Genomic DNA, 15,451 nt, shown 5'->3' on the forward strand with positions numbered 1-15,451 from the left:
TCCCGTTGAGGTTGCGCATGAGCGTATTTCCTGTCCCGTCACCGGAGGAAACGCCGCGCGCCGGTTCACCGTCCGCTCCGGTGGATCCGGCGCACGCGGCGGCTGCATTGACCGAGGCGCAAAAGCGCGCCGCGGAACGTCGTCTGGCTGCAGAACAACTGCTCGCGCAAGCGCGCATGCTCGAAGAGCGCATCGGCATCGAAGCCGAACAAGCGCGCATCGCGAGCGCGCGTGCCCGCGTGGGTCAAATCAGCGCCGCGCTGAACGCGGCCGTCGCCGACGAACACGGCGCGAAAGAGATCGCCGAGGGCGCGGCGACCACCCTGCAAGCGGTGATCCAGGAGCGTGAGAAGCTGCAGTCGCGGGTGGACGAACTGCGCAGCGCGATCGAGGCCGCCCAGGAAGACGTAACGGCGCTCGAAACGCGGCTCGCGGACGCGCGAAGCATCGTGCAGCGCGGGGTCGCCGCGCAGAACGATGCATCGGCGCAGCTGGACGAGCTCGCGCGCGCGGAACAGCAGGCGCGCGCGGAAGCCGAGGCGGCGGAGGCGGGGCTGCGCGAGCGCATCGCGGCGCGCGAGCAGCTCGAGGCCGAACTGCGTTCGGTCGAGACGACCGTCGTGCCGTTCTCCGGCGCGGCGCCGTCGCTCGAATCGATCGACATGCTCAACTCGCTCGAGAAACAGATCGACGCCGGCAGCGAAGCGTCGCGGCGCGTCGCCGAACGTCGAGCAGCCGACGAAGCACGGCGCCGCACGACCAACTGACGATGAAAATGCTCGAATTCGGCGTCTGCCGCAATGCGGCGTGCCCCAAAGCGGCGACCAGCGAACCGATCGAACTGTATCCGGGCCCGGGCGAGTACTGCCCGGATTGCGGCGAGCGGCTCGACCCGCTCCCCGCACCGTCCGCCGCAACATCCACGGCGCCTGCTCCGAGCGCGCCGCCGCCCGTTCCACCGCCGCCGGCCGCGGTCGCGCCGCCGCCGGCCGCGCCCGCAGCCCCGCGTCCGGCGGCTGCCGTGCCGGCAGCGCCGGTCGTCCCCCCGCCCGCTCCGGCCGCGCCTCTGCCGCCGCCCGCCGCGGCCGCGCCCCCGCCGCCCGCGCCGGTTCCCGCGGCACCCGTCGCTCCGCCGCGCGCCGCCTCGACGTCGCGCGTCGCGTTTTCGCAGGACGACTTCGAAAAATTTCGCGCTCAAGTCGATGAGGCTCCGGCCGCGCCGCCGCCGACGCGCGCCGTTTTCCGGCCCCCGATCGTCGCGATCGCGGCGGCGGTCGTCGTCGTGCTGCTCGTCGTCGTCGTCGCCGTTTTCGGTTTGCGTTCGCGCTCCGGGAAATCAGGATCCGCCGCGGTCGCGGCGGCGCAGCTCTGCGGATCGCCCGGCACGGCCGAACTCGCGTCGGCGATCGCGCAAGCCTACGCGAAGAAGACGGGGAAGCCCGCTCCGACCGTCACCACTTCCGATTCGAACGCGTCACCGTGCGACGTGCGGTTCTGGACCGCCGGCGGCGGCGACGCGCGCGCGATCATCGCCCACGACGCGGTCGTCGCGATCGTGAACCCGCAGAACCCCGTCTCGCGCCTCAGCCCGACGCAACTGCGCGGGATCCTCACCGGGAAAATCACCGATTGGTCGTCCCTCGGCGATACGCCCAAGCCGATCATCGCGATGCTGCCGGAGAGCGGCAGCGACGAGGTGCGCGTCGTGCAGCAGACGCTCTTGCGCGGCGTGAAGAACGCAAGCACCGTCGTTCACGCGCCGTCGACCGCGGCGGTGGTGCGGGCCGTCGCCGGGGCCAGCGGCCGCAGGTTCATCGGTCTGGTGTCGTTCAGCGGCGCGGTCCCCGGCAAGGTGCTCGCGATCGGCGCTTCGACCCCGCCCAGCGTCCTCTCGATCGCCGATCATCGCTACCCGTACTCGTACGACGTAATGGTCGGGTCGGATTTTCGCACCCCGCCCGCTGATGCGGCGGCGCTCATCGCATTCGCCCGTTCGGACGAAGTGCAAGCGATCGTCACCCATGCGGGCTTCATCGGAAGGCATGGTTTCTGAGTGAGCACACGTCGTCGTTTCACTGCCGGCGTTGTCGCCATCGCGCTGCTCGGGGCACTCGGCCCCGCGAGCGCGGCGCCGCGTGACACGATCGTGTTCGGGTGCGCAGTCTCGCTCACCGGGTCGCTCGCCGCCGAAGGGAAGCTGACCCGCGAAGGGTACGATTTCTGGATGCGCTACGTGAACTCGCACGGCGGAATCCGCGTCGGCCAAACCGCGTACAACGTCGACATCAAATACGCCGACGACGAGTCGACCGCGCAGACGACGGCCAAGCAAGTCGAAAGCCTGATCACCGACCAGCACGTCGATTTCATCCTCGGGCCGTATGCGTCCGGACCGACCTTCGCCGCCGCGTCGGTCGCCGAAAAGCACAAGATCCCGATGACCGATAGCGCGGGCGCCGCGGAACGCATCTTCAATCAGGGCTATCGCTACACGTTCGGCGTGCTCTCGCCCGCGCGCAAATACCTCGTCGGGATCATCGAGTTCGCGGTGAAGCGGTCGCCCAAACCACGCACGGTCGCGATCAGCGCGGCCGGCGACGCGTTCTCGCTCGAAGTACAACAGGGTGCGGTGCAGTCGGCGAACGATCACGGCCTGCACGTCGTCTACGCCGAGCACTACACCGATGATCCGGCGTCGATCGCGGCGGCGGCTTCCGCGATCAAGGCGGCGAACCCCGACATCGTGCTCAACGCCGGCCACTTGCAGGACGCGCTCGCGATGCATCGGGCGCTGCGCGATCAGAAGGTCGCCGCGAAGATCTACGGCTACTCGGTCGGCCCCGATACGCCGGAGTTCCGCAACTCGCTCGGCGCCGACGCGCAGGGCGTCGTCGGGAGCGCGCAGTGGTCTCCGGCGGTCACCTACAAGGCCGACCCCGGCTTCTACGCCACGGCGCGCCAGTACGCGCAGGCGTTCACCAAAGACGTCGGCCACACGCCCGACTACCACAACGCGGAAGCGTCGGCGGCCGCCCTCGCGTTTCAATACGCGATCGAGCGCGCAGGATCGAAAGACCACGAAGCGGTCCGAGACGCGCTCGCGAAACTCGACGTCGTGACGTTCTTCGGCCTGCTGAAATTCGACACGCGCGGACTCAACGTCTTCAAGCCGATGGTCGTTAATCAGATCCAAGGCGCGAAACTCGCGACGATCTACCCCTACCGGCTTTCCGATGCACCGCCGGTCTATCCGGCACCGGCCTGGACCGTCTCGCAAAAATGACGCCGTTCGCGCCCTCTCCAGGCAAGCGGTAAAACCCGGCGGAACCGCACGGTCTCAGTGGTGCCGCGGTGCGCTGCTCGCACCGGGCACGCCGGTTGCGTTGCGCGGCCGCAGGTCGTGCCGCGCATCGATCGTCCGAATCACGTGCGAGTACGATGAGATGATGATCGACTGCGTGAACGCCGAACCGCGACGATAGCGTACGCCGTCGAGGAACTCGCCGTCGGTGACGCCGGTGGCGGTGAAGATCGCCAGCTCGCTCGCGCAGAGATCGTCGAGCGTCAGCGTGCGCCCGATGCGCAGCCCTTCGCCGCGCGCGATCTCTTCGTCGCGCTCGTCGCGCGCCCACAGCCGGCCTTGCATCTCGCCGCCCAGCGCACGCGTCGCGCACGCCGCGATGACGCCTTCTGGCGCGCCGCCGATCCCCGCCAGCATGTCGACGCGGGCGCGATCTTCGAGCACCGCGTACACGGCGTTCGCGACGTCGCCGTCGCCGAACACGCGCACGCGCGCGCCGACGGCGCGCACCGCGCGCATCAGGTCTTCGTTGCGCGGCCGCTCCAGCAGCGCGACGGTGAGGTCGGCGACTTCGCGTCCCTTTGCCCGCGCGAGCGCGCGCAAGTTCTCTTCGAGCGGGACGTCGATCGAGACGACGCCGCGGCCCGCCGGGCCGGTGACCAGCTTCTCCATGTACGGGACGCGGGTGCGGAAGAGCGCGCCGCGCGGCGCGGCGGCGATCACCGCGATCGCGCCGGGGCCGCCTTTCGATGCCAGCGTCGTCCCGTCGATCGGATCGACGGCGATGTCGAGCGACGGACCTTTGCCGTTCCCGACCTCCTCGCCGTGATAGAGCATCGGGGCTTCGTCTTTCTCGCCCTCGCCGATGACGACGACGCCGGAAAGATCCGCGCTCGCGAGCGCCGTGCGCATCGCTTCGACCGCCGCACCGTCGACGGCGTTCTTGTCGCCGAGGCCGACGAGCCGGCCGGCCGCGATCGCAGCGGCTTCAGTACCGCGAACGAACGCATATTCGAGCGCATGGGTCTCCATAGGAGGCCTATTTCTAGGTGGCCGCTTGCTCAAAACCTGCCGAAACGCACATTCGCAGGTAAAGAAACGCACGGCCCCCGCCGCCGCGCCCTAGACGTGCGCGGCGATGAACTCCGCGATGCGCGGATAGATCGACTCGCGATAACGGCGCCCGTTGAAGACGCCGTAGTGGCCGACCCCGGGCTGCAGCAGATGCTCGCGATCCTCGGCGAGGATCGACGTCGTCAACCCGTGCGCCGCGAAGGTCTGTCCGGGTCCGCTGATGTCGTCGAGTTCGCCCTCGACCGTCATCAGCGCGGTACGTGCGATCGCGGCCGGATCGACGGGACGTCCGCGCCACGTCATCGTCCCGCTCATCAGCGCCGCGCGCTTGAACACGACGTCGACCGTCTGCAGGTAGAACTCGGCCGGGATATCCATCACCGAGAGATATTCGTCGTAGAACGCACGCCGTTTCGCCGCATCCTCATCGTCGCCGCGCACGAGCGCGTTGAAGATCTTGAGATGCGCTTCGATGTGCCGGTCGGGGTGCATCGCGACGAACGCGCCGAGCTGCAGGAAGCCCGGATAGACGCGGCGTCCGGCGCCGCGATACCAAGACGGCACGCGCGCGGTGAGCTCGCGATCGAACCATTCCAGCGTGCGGTTCGCGGCGAGCTTCGTCGGCGCGGTCGGCGATGCGTCGACGTCGAGCGGGCCGCCCATCAGCACCATCGAGCGCGGCTGTGCGGGATCGTCGTCCTGCGCCATCAGCGCGACGGCGCTGAGCACCGCCGGCACCGGCTGACACACGCCGATCACGTGAACGTCCGGACCGAGGAGACGAATCCAATCCATCAGATAGCCGATGTAGTCGTCGAGATCGAACGAACCGGCCGAGACCGGGACGTCGCGCGCATCGGTCCAATCGGTGATGTACACGTCGTGTTCGTCGATCAGGCTCTCGACGGTCCCGCGCAGCAGCGTCGCGTAGTGACCCGAGAGCGGCGCGACCAGCAGCACGCGCGGCACCTCGCGGGTTCGTGGGCGCTCGAAGCGGATCAAATCGCCAAACGGCCGGGAATCGATCGTCGCGATCGTCTCCGGGACGTTCCACGCCGGTTTGCCGCGGCGCTCGGCGACGCCTGAGAAGACGTCGGCCGACGCCGAGATCATCCGGGCAGGCAGCGTATAGGAGAACGGAGAGAAGGGATTGCCGAAGAAGAATTTTGCCGTTGCCGCGGACCAGCGGGCGGGAGCCATCGCGAGATAGGCCGCGTCGTACAGTTCGTAGTTGATGGAAAAGACCTCCGTGCCGCGCTTACCCGTTTCCCTGCGGCTTCCTCACCGTGGAAAAAAGCCCTCGGTCGGCCCCTCGGAAGGTGAAAACGGTATTCGGGCGCTACGATAACGCCACGATTCGCTCGCTGGTTCTCGCAGGCCCGGAGGTTGACGGATGTTTGACGGTCAGGTCGCACTGGTCACCGGGGGCACGCGCGGCATCGGCGCCGCGATCACCGAGATGCTGGCGAAGAGCGGCGTGAAGGTCGCCGCCGGCTACAGCCGCGGCAAAGGCGCGGCGGAGCACCTGCAGCAGCGGCTCGAAAAAGAAGGCGCCGCGGTCTCGATCCATCAGGGTCGCGTCGACGCGCCGGACGACTGCGAGCGCGTCTTCGGCGAGGTGATCGAGAAGTTCGGCCGCGTCGACTATCTGGTCAACAACGCCGGGATCACGCTGGACAAGACGGTCCGCAATATGACCGTCGACGATTGGCAGAACGTCCTCAACGTCAACCTGTTCGGCGCGTTCTGCATGACCAAAGCGGTGCTCGAGCACATGATCGAGCGCGGCTCCGGACGCATCGTGAACATCAGCTCGGTGATCGGCGAGACCGGGAACGTCGGGCAGGCCAACTACGCCGCCTCGAAAGCGGGGCTGTTCGGCTTCAGCAAGAGCCTCGCGCTCGAGATGGCGCGCCGCGGGATCACCGTCAACACGGTCGCGCCGGGCTTCATCGCTACGGAGATGGTCGCGCAGATGCCGCAGGCCGCGCTCGACTCGGTCGTCGAAAAGATCCCCCAGCGCCGCTTGGGCAAGCCGGAAGAGGTCGCGCGCGTCGTGCGCTTCCTGCTCGAAGACGAATCCAGTTACATCACGGGCGCCGTCTACACGATCAACGGGGGCCTCGACATGTGATGAACGACGAGAACGAACGAGTCTGGCGCGGCGTCGGCGAGTTCATTCGCGCCCAACGGGAGCTCGCGAACTTGTCGCTGCGCCAGCTCGCCGACATCGCGAAGATCTCGAACCCCTACCTGAGTCAGATCGAGCGCGGGATCCACAAGCCTTCGGCCGACGTGCTCAAGAACTTGGCGTCCGCGCTGAAGATCTCGGCCGAGACGATGTACACGCAAGCCGGTCTCCTGGACGGCAGCCCGACGGAGCGCGCGCAGTTCGAGGGCGTCGAGCAGGCGATCCGGCTGGACGCCCAGCTCAGCGCAGACCAGAAGGACACGCTGATCCGGATCTATCGCGGCTTCCTGGAGCGGCTGCCGGCCTCATGAAGCAGGACCCTCCTGCGACGTTAGTATTTGACGCACATAGCATCTGCTTGGTATAGTTAGCGCACCACCTGAATCTGCGCCTTCGGGCGCTGGAGATCCGCTAACGTGCCTGCCACCTACATCGAGACGATCGAGAAACTGCAGCAGCAGGGCCTGGAGACGCTGAAGCAAGCGCAGGCCGTCCAGATCGCCGCCATCCACTCGGTCCGCGAGATCGTCGCCTCCGCCCCGGCCGTCCCCTCGGTCCCGTCGTTCGACAAGATCCCGTCGCTCGCCGAACTCACCGAACTGAGCGCGTCGTTCGCGAAGAAGTACGTCGACCTGCAGACGAGCTATTTCAACGAACTCGCCGGCGTGTTCGCCACCGTCCAGAAGGACGCTGCCGCGGCCCTCGATCGCGCCGCCGCGACCGCGAAGACCCAAGCCGAAACCGTCGCGAAGTAACCTTCGCCCACCGGCAACCCCGAGCCGTCGCACCCCAATGCGGGTGCGGCGGCTTTTTTTGAAGCGCAGCCCCCTTCGTGCACCTCGGAGGCGCGGGGCGCGTCCGTCGCGCAGTGTCGACGATGCTCGACACCGGAACGTCCCTGCTCTCCGCCGTCGACCTGGCGCGCCGCATCGCGGCCAAGGAGTGCTCCGCCGTCGAGGTGATGCAGTCGCATCTCGAGCGCATCGCGCAGATGAACCCGCAGCTCAACGCGATCGTCACGGTCGACGCTGAGGGCGCGCTCGCCGCAGCGTACGCAGCGGACGCGCGCCAGGCCCGCGGCGAACCGCTCGGGCCGCTGCACGGTCTTCCCGTCGCGCACAAGGACACGTTTCTCACTCGCGGGATGCGCACGACCTTCGGCTCGCCGATCTACCGCGACTTCATCCCCGACGTCGACAGCCTCGTCGTTGCGCGCCAGCGCGACGCGGGCGCGATCGCGGTCGGCAAAACGAACGTGCCCGAATTCGCCGCCGGCTCGCAGACGTTCAACACCGTCTTCGGCGCGACGCGCAATCCGTTCGACACCTCCAAGACCTGCGGCGGAAGCAGCGGCGGCGCGGCGGTCGCGCTGGCGTGCGGGATGGTCGCGCTCGCCGACGGCAGCGATCTCGGCGGTTCGCTGCGCAACCCCGCCAACTTCTGCAACGTCGTCGGGCTGCGCCCCTCGGTCGGGCGGGTGCCGCAATGGCCCGCCGACGATCCGTGGAACACGCTCTCGGTCGCCGGCCCGATGGGACGGAGCGTCGCCGACGCGGCGCTGCTGCTGAGCGTGGTCGCCGGCCCCGACGCACGCGCGCCCCTCGCGATCGCGGAAGACGGCGCGATCTTTCGCGCACCGCTGGAACGCGACGTGCGCGGCACGCGCGTCGCGTGGAGCGCGGACCTCGGCGGCCTGCCGGTCGAACCGGCGGTGCGCGCGGTCCTCGCGTCGCGGCGGCACGTCTTCGATGATATGGGCTGCATCGTCGATGAGGCCACGCCCGATTTCAGCGGCGCCGACGATGCGTTCCGCGTCCAGCGCGGGATCGCGTTCGCGCAGGCGCACGCCGAACTCATCGCGCAGCGCCGCGCCGATTTCAAGGACGCGATCGTCTGGAACACCGAGTACGGACTTGCGCTCACCGGCGCGGACGTCGCCCGCGCGCAGGCGCTGCGCGGCGCGCTGTTCGCACGCATGCACGACTTCATGGAACGCTACGAGATTCTCGTCGCACCGGTGAATCAAGTGACGCCCTTCGACGTCGACACATCGTACCCGACCCAGATCGACGGCGTCGCGATGGAGACGTACATGGATTGGATGCGCTCGTGCTATCTCATCACGGTCACGGGCCATCCGGCGATCTCCGTCCCGTGCGGCTTTACCCCCGACGGCCTACCGGTCGGCATCCAGCTCATCGGCCGGCACCGCGGCGAACGCGCACTCCTCGAATTCGCCCACGCCTTCGAACAAGCCAACGCCCCGTCACCCTGAGCTTGTCGAAGGGCCGCCGCCTGGACGGTATGCTTTTGGACAAGCCGGCCCCGCGAGCGCGAAACTCACGCCGCCGCTCGCCGATATCTTAGGTACCGCAGTCACCGCACGAACCGATCCACGCACCCGCCGGCTCAACCGGGCGTCGCAAGTCGTGGACGGCGGCGGCCGATACGTGAGGCCGCGCGGTTTGCAGCGCGCGGGGCGGTCGCTTTTCTGCGACGAAGCGCCGCGTCATGACGATCGGCATTGTCGGCAGCGGCGCGGTGGGCACGACGCTCGCGCGCGGCTTGAGCGAACGCGGACACCAGCTCACGCTCGGAACGCGCCGCCCCGACGATCATCGCGCGCTCGAGCCCGCCGTCCGCATCGGCGCGTTTGCGGATGCCGCGCGCGACGGCGACGTTGTGATTCTTGCGGTGCGCTGGAGTGCCGTCGAAGACGTGTTCGCCGCGATCGGCGCCGAGACGCTTCGCGGCAAGGTGCTGATCGACGCATCGAACCCTCTGCGCTACGAGAACGGGCGGCCCGTCGGGCTCGAAACGCTGGCCGAAGGTTCCGCGGCCCAGCGCGTCGCGGCGCTCGCGACGGGCGCGCGGGTCGTGAAGGCGTTCAACGTCGTCGGTGCCGGATTGATGGTCGCGCCGCAGATCGCCGGCGGCCCGCCCGATATGTTTCTGTGCGGCGACGACGCCGACGCGAAGCGCGTCGTCTCCCAGCTTTGCGACGATCTGGGCTATCCGGCGCTCGACGTCGGTCCGCTCGTGCGTGCCGCGGAACTCGAGCACCTTGCGATGCTGTGGATCTCGCTTGCGATGACCGGCGCGTTCGCGAAGCACGCGTTCAAACTGTTGAGGGAACCGAACCGCGGCTAGATCGAGAGGTGCGAGCGCCGAGCCCGTTACACGCGGCGTTCGACCAGCAGCGCCTGCGTCGCCGCCGCGAGGTAGCCGCCTTCGTCGGCGAGCCGTGCGGTGCTGATGCCTAGGCCGTCGTCGCTCAGCGTCGAGCGCGCGTCGAGCAGGACCCACTCGCCGCGCGGTTCGCGTTCGATCGCTACGCTCAACGACGGCGGGACGAAGAGCCACTTGTCCATCGGCAGTTCGCCGCTGACGCCGTTCGCCGAATCGACGACGACCAGCGCGCGATCGAGCGGCTCCAGCGAATCGCCGGCGATCAGCGGAATGCGCACCCGCGTCCACACGGCTTTCGGACCTTGCGCGAGCGTTCGGGTCGCGTAGCGCCATTCGATCGATTCGCCGTAGCCCCAGCCCTGCAGCCAATCGCGCTGGGCTTGCTCCGAAGGGAGCGGCGGCGGCGTGTCGGGCGACGTCGCCGCGGGCGGGACGCTGCCCGGCGATTGCACCGCAATCCGCCATGCACGCGCGCTGACGACTTCGCGGCCGTCGGCCTCGAGCGCGCCCTCCAGCATCTCGATCCGCTTCCCGGGCCGGACAATGCGTGTGCGCACCGTCATGCGCGCGATCGGGATCGGACCGAGAAACTCCGCGTTGATCCGCGCGAGCCGCATCCCTCCGCGCGGGTGCTGCGCGAGCATCGCGCGCGCGAGCAGCGCCGTCGGCGGCCCGCCATGCTGGAGGCGCGCGTCCCACGGACTCTGCGTCGCCCGCGACGCGACGAACGTCTGCGCGTCGACGCGCTCGTAGTACGCCGGCTCCATCCGAGGCGCGCTACGCGAGCGTCACCGCGATCGTCGCGCGAAGGCGCTGCAAGGCTTCGCGTATCTCGTCGGCGTTGATGATCAGCGGCGGGACGAACCGCAGCGTGTTGCGGCCGGCGGCGTTGATCAGCAGTCCGTTGTCGAGTCCGTGCGGGACGAACGCGCTCGCAGCGTGCGGTTCGCGCACCGGCAGTCCGAGCATCAGCCCGAAGCCGCGCGGCTCGTCGAAGACTGCGGGAAACTCCGCGGCGATCTGCCGCAGCTCCGCCAGCAGCAGCGCACCCATCGCCTCGACGTGCGTGTCGAGGTCGAGGATCTCGCGGATCTTCAGATGCTCGAGCGCCGCCGCCGCAGGAACCGGCGAGCCGCCGAAAGTCGTGCCGTGATCGCCCGGCTTGAGCGACGACGCCGCTTCACCGCGCACGATCAGCGCCCCGATCGGCAAGCCGTTCGCGAGTGATTTCGCCAGCGTTAACGAATCGGGGAGCACGTCGAAGAATTGGTGCGCGAAGAGTCTTCCCAGCCGCCCCATCCCGCATTGAATCTCGTCGAAGATCAGGAGCGCGCCGCGCTGCGTGCACAGCCGCCGCGCTTCGAGCAGATACTCGCGCGTCGCCGGAACGACGCCGCTCTCGCCTTGCACCGGCTCGATCAGAAACGCCGCCGTGTGCTCGGTGATCGCGCCGTCGAGCGCGGCGAGATCGTTAAACGCGACGTGCCGGAAGCCGCGCGGCAGCGGTTCGAAGCCTTCGTGATATTTGGGGTTGTCGGTCGCCGCGAGCGCACCCATGGTGCGGCCGTGAAACGAGCCCTTGGCGGAGAGGATGACGTTGCGTTCCTTCTCGCCGCGGCGCCACGCGTGCTTGCGCGCCAGTTTGATCGCCGCTTCGTTCGCCTCGGCGCCGCTGTTGCAGAAGAAGACCGCGTCGAAGCCCGCGAGTTCGGCAAGGCGGTCGGCGAGCGTTCCGGTCGGTTCGTAGTGCACGAGGTTCGAGACGTGCACGAGGGTCGCGGCCTGCTCCGCAACCGCGCGCGCGATGCGCGGATGCGCGTGGCCGAGCGCGCACACCGCGATCCCGGCGACCATGTCGAGATAGGCATTGCCCGACTCGTCGTACAGCCGGCAGCCTTCGCCGCGCACGATGTTGATCTCGAGCCGCCCGTAGTTCGCCATCACGTGCGGATGCTGCGTCACCAGACGCGCCCCGCGGTTGACCGGTTGCAAGGCGCTCCGCCCCAGGCTCCGCGCCCCCCACGCTTCGCGCGGGGCACCCGTGTCCGAGCTCGTCACAACGTTGTCGTAGGAGTCCGATTTCACTGCACTCGCTCCATCACCACGCTCAAGTCACGTCCGGTAATGCGCGTTGATGCGCACGTAGTCGCCGGTGAGGTCGCAGCCCCACGCCGTTGCCGTCGCGTCGCCGATTCCGAGATCCAGCCGCACGTAGACGGTGTTTTCTTCGAGGACGTGATGCGCTTCGGCTTCGCTCATCGCCTCGATCGCGCCGCGTTCGACCCAGGTGTGCTCGCCGAGGTAGAGCGACCACGTCTCGGGGTTCATCCCCGCCCCGACCGAACCGGCGGCGGCGACGATGCGGCCCCAGTTCGGATCCTCGCCGTAGAGCGCCGTCTTCACCAGGCTCGAGTTGATCACGGCGCGGGCGATCGTGCGCGCCTGGCGTTCGTCGTGCGCGCCGCTGACGTTGAACGTCAGCGTCTTGGTCGCGCCTTCGCCGTCTTTCACCATCGCCACGGCGAGGTCGCGGCAGACCGCCTTCAACGCGGCTTTGAACGCGTCGCTTACGGGCGCGTCTCCCGGCTTCGCGCACGCGTACACCGAGTCGTTGGTCGACATGTCGCCGTCGACCGAGATCATGTTGAACGTCCCGTCGACCGCTTCGCGCAGCGCGTCCTGCAGCGACGCCCGCGAGACCGCGGCGTCGGTGACGAGGAACGCGAGCATCGTCGCCATGTTTGGCGCGATCATCCCGGAGCCTTTGGCGATCCCGCCGATCACCCGGCGTTCGCCGTTCTCGTGCCACGCGTAGGCGGCGAGCTTCGGCACGTGATCGGTCGTCATGATCGCTTCGGCCGCGTCGTAGGCGGCCTCAGGTCCGTCTTCGAGCGCTTTGAACGCGCGGTCGAGGCCCTTGGAGAGGCGGTCCATCGGCAGGGTCACCCCGATGACGCCGGTCGACGCGACAACGACCTGCGTCGCGCGAACACCGAGCAGGGTTGCGGCGTGACGCGCGGTGTTCTGCGCGTCGCGCAGGCCGCGCTCGCCCGTGCACGCGTTCGCGCAACCGGAGTTGCAGACGATCGCGGCGATCGCGTCGCCGTCGGCGGCGAGCGCCGCGGTCGTTGCGAGCAGCGGCGCGGCCTTGATTTCGTTGGTGGTGATCACTTCGGCGCAGACGTGCGGCCCGGGGAGCGCGATCAGCGCGAGATCGGTCTTGCGTTTCTTGATCCCGGCGTGGACGCCGGCGAGGCGAACGCCGGGGACGGCGCCCAACCCGCCGCGCACTTCGATGAGGCGGACGGCGTCGTTGCCGTGATCAGCGTGCGGGGGTGCGAGCATCGATCCCGAGTTCCTCCGGAAGGCCGAGCAGGATGTTCATGTTCTGCACCGCTTGTCCGGCGGCGCCCTTGCCGAGGTTGTCGAGCGCGGAGAGTACCTGAATCACGCCACCGCGCTCGGCGACCGCGAGGTGCGCATCGTTCGTCCCTTCGAGCGCTGGGAGATGCGGGGCGCGCGCGTCGCGGAAGACCGTGACGAACGGGCTGGCCGCATAGAAACGCGTGTACGCCGCGACGATCTCCTCGCGCGTCAGCGGCGCGCGCGGGACGAGATAGACGTCGGCGAGGAGCCCGCGCTTGAGCGGGACCACGTGCGGCGAGAAGACGATCGGTGCGTCGATCCCGGCGGCGCGCGCTTCCTGAGCGATCTCGGGGCCGTGGCGGTGGCCTTCGAGACCGTACGCGCGCACGTCGCCGTCGACTTCCGCGAAGAGCGACGGCGTCGTCGGCGTGCGTCCGGCCCCGGTGATCCCGCTTTTCGCGTCGATGATGACCTGCGCGATACGGCCGGCGAGCGGCTGCAGCGGAACGAGCGCGAGCAGCGATGCGGTGACGTAGCAGCCGGGGTTGGCGATCAACCGCGCGCGAGCGATCTGCTCGCGGTAGCGTTCGGGGAATCCGAAGACGGCTTCGCCGGCGTGCTCAGCGAGACGGAACGCGTCGGAGAGATCGATCACCCGCGCGCCTTTGGCGAGAAAGTTCGCCGCCTGCTCGCGCGCGAGCTCGCGGCCGCCGGCGATGAAGACGACGTCGTCCTCGCGCACGCGCGCGAGCGCCGTCCCCGTCTCTTCCATCGCAAGGTGGAGATGCGGGAGCCACGGGAACACGTCGCCGACCGCAACGCCGGCGTTCGAGCGCGACTCGAGCGCGCCGAGCGCGACCGACGGATGCCGGTCGATCAAGCGGATCAGTTCTGCGGCGGCGTAGCCGCTTGCGCCGACGACGTGGGCGGTGATCACGAGAGGGTCTCCGAGAGGGCGGCGATCGCGTGGCGCGTCCGCGCGATCGCCGCGGCGACGGAATCGGGGTGCGTCGAGCCTGCGGTGCGCTTGCCGAGCACCGAGCCGCGCGCGTCGACCGCTGCGTCCGGCACGCCTAGCGCGACGGCATCGTCGCGATCGAGCGGGCGGCCGTGATCCTCGGCGAGCAGGACGCGCTCGCCGACGGCACGGTGCGCTTCGCGTGCGGTCGCTCCGGCCAGAATCACCGCGTCGGCGAGATCGGTTGCGACCGTGTAGCCGTCGCCGGCCCGCGCGTTCATCGTATCGTGGCGGAAGTGCACGTGGGCGAACGCTCGCCGGAACGCGTCGACGGCGGCGAGCGCGGGCGGGACGCCGGCGAGCACCTGCGCCTTGGTCTCCTGGAGATCGCGATGGTACGAGAGCGCCATACCGTTCACGGTGGCGAGCGCGCCGGCGTACGCGCCGATCGCACGCGCCCCGAAGCCGCGCACCAGTTCGAAGGGATCGGGATTGCGCTTTTGCGGCATCAGGCTCGAACCGGTCGAGGCGGCGTCGTCGAGGCGGATGTACCCGAACGCGGGCGTTGCCCAGATCACGAGTTCTTCGCTCGGCCGCGACGCCGCGACCGCGGCGCGCGCGGCGGCGTGCAGCAGGTCGAGCGGGACGTCGCGATCGCCGACGCTGTCGAGTGCGTTGTGCGAGGGCCCGTCGAACCCGAGCGCCTGCGCGGCGGCTGCGCGATCGAGCGGAAGCGACGACCCCGCCAGCGCCGCGCTCCCGAGCGGGCAGAAGCGGCGCGCGTCGGCCGCGACGCGCGCGAACCGCTCGGCGGCTCGCACGAACCCCTGCGCGACGGCGTCGATCCACAGCGCGAGCAGCACCGGCTGCGCGGGCTGCCAGTGCGTCGTGGCGGCGAACAGCGTCTGCTTCGCGAGCGCGTCGGCGGCGCGGTCGGCGCACAGCGCGGCGACGTCGAGGCAGGCGAGCGCGCCGTTCGCCGCCGTGTCGCGTGCGTAGAGCAGCAGCGTCGTCGCGACCTGATCGTTGCGGCTGCGTCCGGCGTGCAGCAGCTCGCCCGTCTTCCCTGCATGTTCGCGCACGCGCGCATCGACTGCGCCGTGGACGTCTTCGAAGGTGCCGCGCTTTGCCCACGCGTCGAACGAGCCGTCGTCGATCTCGGCTTCGACCGCCGCGAGCGCGTCGTGAAGCGCCTCCGCGTCGGCGTCGCCGATGATCTCGCCGGAATGAAGCGCGACGACGTGGCCGTGCGAACACTGCACGTCCCAGCGTGCGATCCCCAGATCGACGTCGAGCGACGAACCGAACGCGAGCAGCTCGGCATCGGGCGCCGACGCGAACCGCCCGCCCCACTGCAAGGTGCTCACCGAAC

At 69.2% G+C, this 15,451-nt stretch carries 15 protein-coding genes; 8 read left to right on the forward strand and 7 right to left on the reverse strand.

Annotated elements, in window-relative coordinates:
- Positions 1-107 precede the first annotated feature (107 nt).
- From WPS_RS04005 to WPS_RS04015, 3 genes are read left to right on the forward strand one after another with little or no spacing between them, the layout of a single operon-like run.
- Complete coding sequence (locus tag WPS_RS04005; RefSeq protein WP_317996564.1) at positions 108-767, forward strand: hypothetical protein; 660 nt, start codon at positions 108-110, stop codon at positions 765-767.
- Positions 768-769: 2 nt separating this feature from the next.
- The gene (locus WPS_RS04010; protein ID WP_317996565.1) at positions 770-2,053 is read left to right on the forward strand and encodes a substrate-binding domain-containing protein; all 1,284 of its coding nucleotides are present in this window, start codon (positions 770-772) and stop codon (positions 2,051-2,053) included.
- Entirely contained in the window at positions 2,054-3,283 is a 1,230-nt protein-coding gene (locus tag WPS_RS04015; protein ID WP_317996566.1) for an amino acid ABC transporter substrate-binding protein, read from the forward strand.
- A gap of 54 nt (positions 3,284-3,337) precedes the next feature.
- Here WPS_RS04015 and glpX read toward each other — a convergent pair whose 3' ends face one another.
- Complete coding sequence (glpX, locus tag WPS_RS04020; protein WP_317996567.1) at positions 3,338-4,333, reverse strand: class II fructose-bisphosphatase; 996 nt, start codon at positions 4,331-4,333, stop codon at positions 3,338-3,340.
- Positions 4,334-4,423: 90 nt separating this feature from the next.
- A complete protein-coding gene (locus WPS_RS04025; RefSeq protein WP_317997488.1) occupies positions 4,424-5,611 on the reverse strand; it encodes a polyhydroxyalkanoate depolymerase in 1,188 nt (395 codons plus the stop codon).
- 157 nt (positions 5,612-5,768) lie between these two features.
- Between WPS_RS04025 and WPS_RS04030 the strand changes: the two genes are divergently transcribed.
- The 5 genes from WPS_RS04030 to WPS_RS04050 all read left to right on the forward strand — a co-directional run bounded on the left by WPS_RS04030 (position 5,769) and on the right by WPS_RS04050 (position 9,716).
- Positions 5,769-6,509 carry a beta-ketoacyl-ACP reductase gene (locus WPS_RS04030; RefSeq protein ID WP_317996568.1) on the forward strand — a complete coding sequence of 247 codons (741 nt, stop codon included), beginning with the start codon at positions 5,769-5,771 and terminating at the stop codon, positions 6,507-6,509.
- Positions 6,509-6,877, forward strand: a complete 369-nt coding sequence (locus WPS_RS04035) for a helix-turn-helix domain-containing protein (protein ID WP_317996569.1) — start codon at positions 6,509-6,511, stop codon at positions 6,875-6,877. The genes WPS_RS04030 and WPS_RS04035 overlap by 1 nt, the downstream gene beginning before the upstream one ends.
- A 105-nt stretch (positions 6,878-6,982) precedes the next feature.
- Positions 6,983-7,321 (forward strand): hypothetical protein, encoded by a 339-nt coding sequence (locus WPS_RS04040; protein WP_317996570.1) that lies wholly within the window; start codon positions 6,983-6,985, stop codon positions 7,319-7,321.
- A gap of 122 nt (positions 7,322-7,443) precedes the next feature.
- Positions 7,444-8,841, forward strand: a complete 1,398-nt coding sequence (locus tag WPS_RS04045) for an amidase (RefSeq protein ID WP_317997489.1) — start codon at positions 7,444-7,446, stop codon at positions 8,839-8,841.
- Between the two features lie 236 nt (positions 8,842-9,077).
- Complete coding sequence (locus WPS_RS04050) at positions 9,078-9,716, forward strand: NADPH-dependent F420 reductase (protein WP_317996571.1); 639 nt, start codon at positions 9,078-9,080, stop codon at positions 9,714-9,716.
- A 26-nt stretch (positions 9,717-9,742) separates the two neighbouring features.
- On the opposite strand, the gene WPS_RS04055 is transcribed toward WPS_RS04050, so the two are convergent.
- The 5 genes from WPS_RS04055 to argH form a co-directional block, all read right to left on the reverse strand.
- Positions 9,743-10,522 (reverse strand): thioesterase family protein, encoded by a 780-nt coding sequence (locus WPS_RS04055; RefSeq protein ID WP_317996572.1) that lies wholly within the window; start codon positions 10,520-10,522, stop codon positions 9,743-9,745.
- A gap of 10 nt (positions 10,523-10,532) precedes the next feature.
- Positions 10,533-11,747: an aspartate aminotransferase family protein gene (locus tag WPS_RS04060; RefSeq protein ID WP_317996573.1), complete on the reverse strand. Its 1,215-nt coding sequence runs from the start codon at positions 11,745-11,747 to the stop codon at positions 10,533-10,535.
- A gap of 120 nt (positions 11,748-11,867) precedes the next feature.
- The gene (argJ, locus tag WPS_RS04065; protein WP_317996574.1) at positions 11,868-13,100 is read right to left on the reverse strand and encodes a bifunctional glutamate N-acetyltransferase/amino-acid acetyltransferase ArgJ; all 1,233 of its coding nucleotides are present in this window, start codon (positions 13,098-13,100) and stop codon (positions 11,868-11,870) included.
- Positions 13,078-14,058 carry an N-acetyl-gamma-glutamyl-phosphate reductase gene (gene argC / locus WPS_RS04070; protein WP_317996575.1) on the reverse strand — a complete coding sequence of 327 codons (981 nt, stop codon included), beginning with the start codon at positions 14,056-14,058 and terminating at the stop codon, positions 13,078-13,080. Before argC ends, argJ begins: the two co-directional genes overlap by 23 nt.
- Positions 14,055-15,446 (reverse strand): argininosuccinate lyase, encoded by a 1,392-nt coding sequence (argH, locus tag WPS_RS04075; protein WP_317996576.1) that lies wholly within the window; start codon positions 15,444-15,446, stop codon positions 14,055-14,057. The genes argC and argH overlap by 4 nt, the downstream gene beginning before the upstream one ends.
- Between the last annotated feature and the right edge of the window lie 5 nt (positions 15,447-15,451).

The sequence above is a fragment of the Vulcanimicrobium alpinum genome (assembly GCF_027923555.1).
GTDB classification, from domain to species: Bacteria; Vulcanimicrobiota; Vulcanimicrobiia; order Vulcanimicrobiales; family Vulcanimicrobiaceae; genus Vulcanimicrobium; species Vulcanimicrobium alpinum.

Bases quoted from the DNA above. Each gene is read 5' to 3' on its own strand.
- WPS_RS04050 (WP_317996571.1), top strand. From the start codon at position 9,078: ATGACGATCGGCATTGTCGGCAGCGGCGCGGTGGGCACGACGCTCGCG.
- WPS_RS04030 (WP_317996568.1), top strand. From the start codon at position 5,769: ATGTTTGACGGTCAGGTCGCACTGGTCACCGGGGGCACGCGCGGCATC.
- glpX (WP_317996567.1), bottom strand. From the start codon at position 4,333: ATGGAGACCCATGCGCTCGAATATGCGTTCGTTCGCGGTACTGAAGCC.
- WPS_RS04045 (WP_317997489.1), top strand. From the start codon at position 7,444: ATGCTCGACACCGGAACGTCCCTGCTCTCCGCCGTCGACCTGGCGCGC.
- argJ (WP_317996574.1), bottom strand. From the start codon at position 13,100: ATGCTCGCACCCCCGCACGCTGATCACGGCAACGACGCCGTCCGCCTC.
- WPS_RS04055 (WP_317996572.1), bottom strand. From the start codon at position 10,522: ATGGAGCCGGCGTACTACGAGCGCGTCGACGCGCAGACGTTCGTCGCG.
- WPS_RS04010 (WP_317996565.1), top strand. From the start codon at position 770: ATGAAAATGCTCGAATTCGGCGTCTGCCGCAATGCGGCGTGCCCCAAA.
- WPS_RS04035 (WP_317996569.1), top strand. From the start codon at position 6,509: ATGAACGACGAGAACGAACGAGTCTGGCGCGGCGTCGGCGAGTTCATT.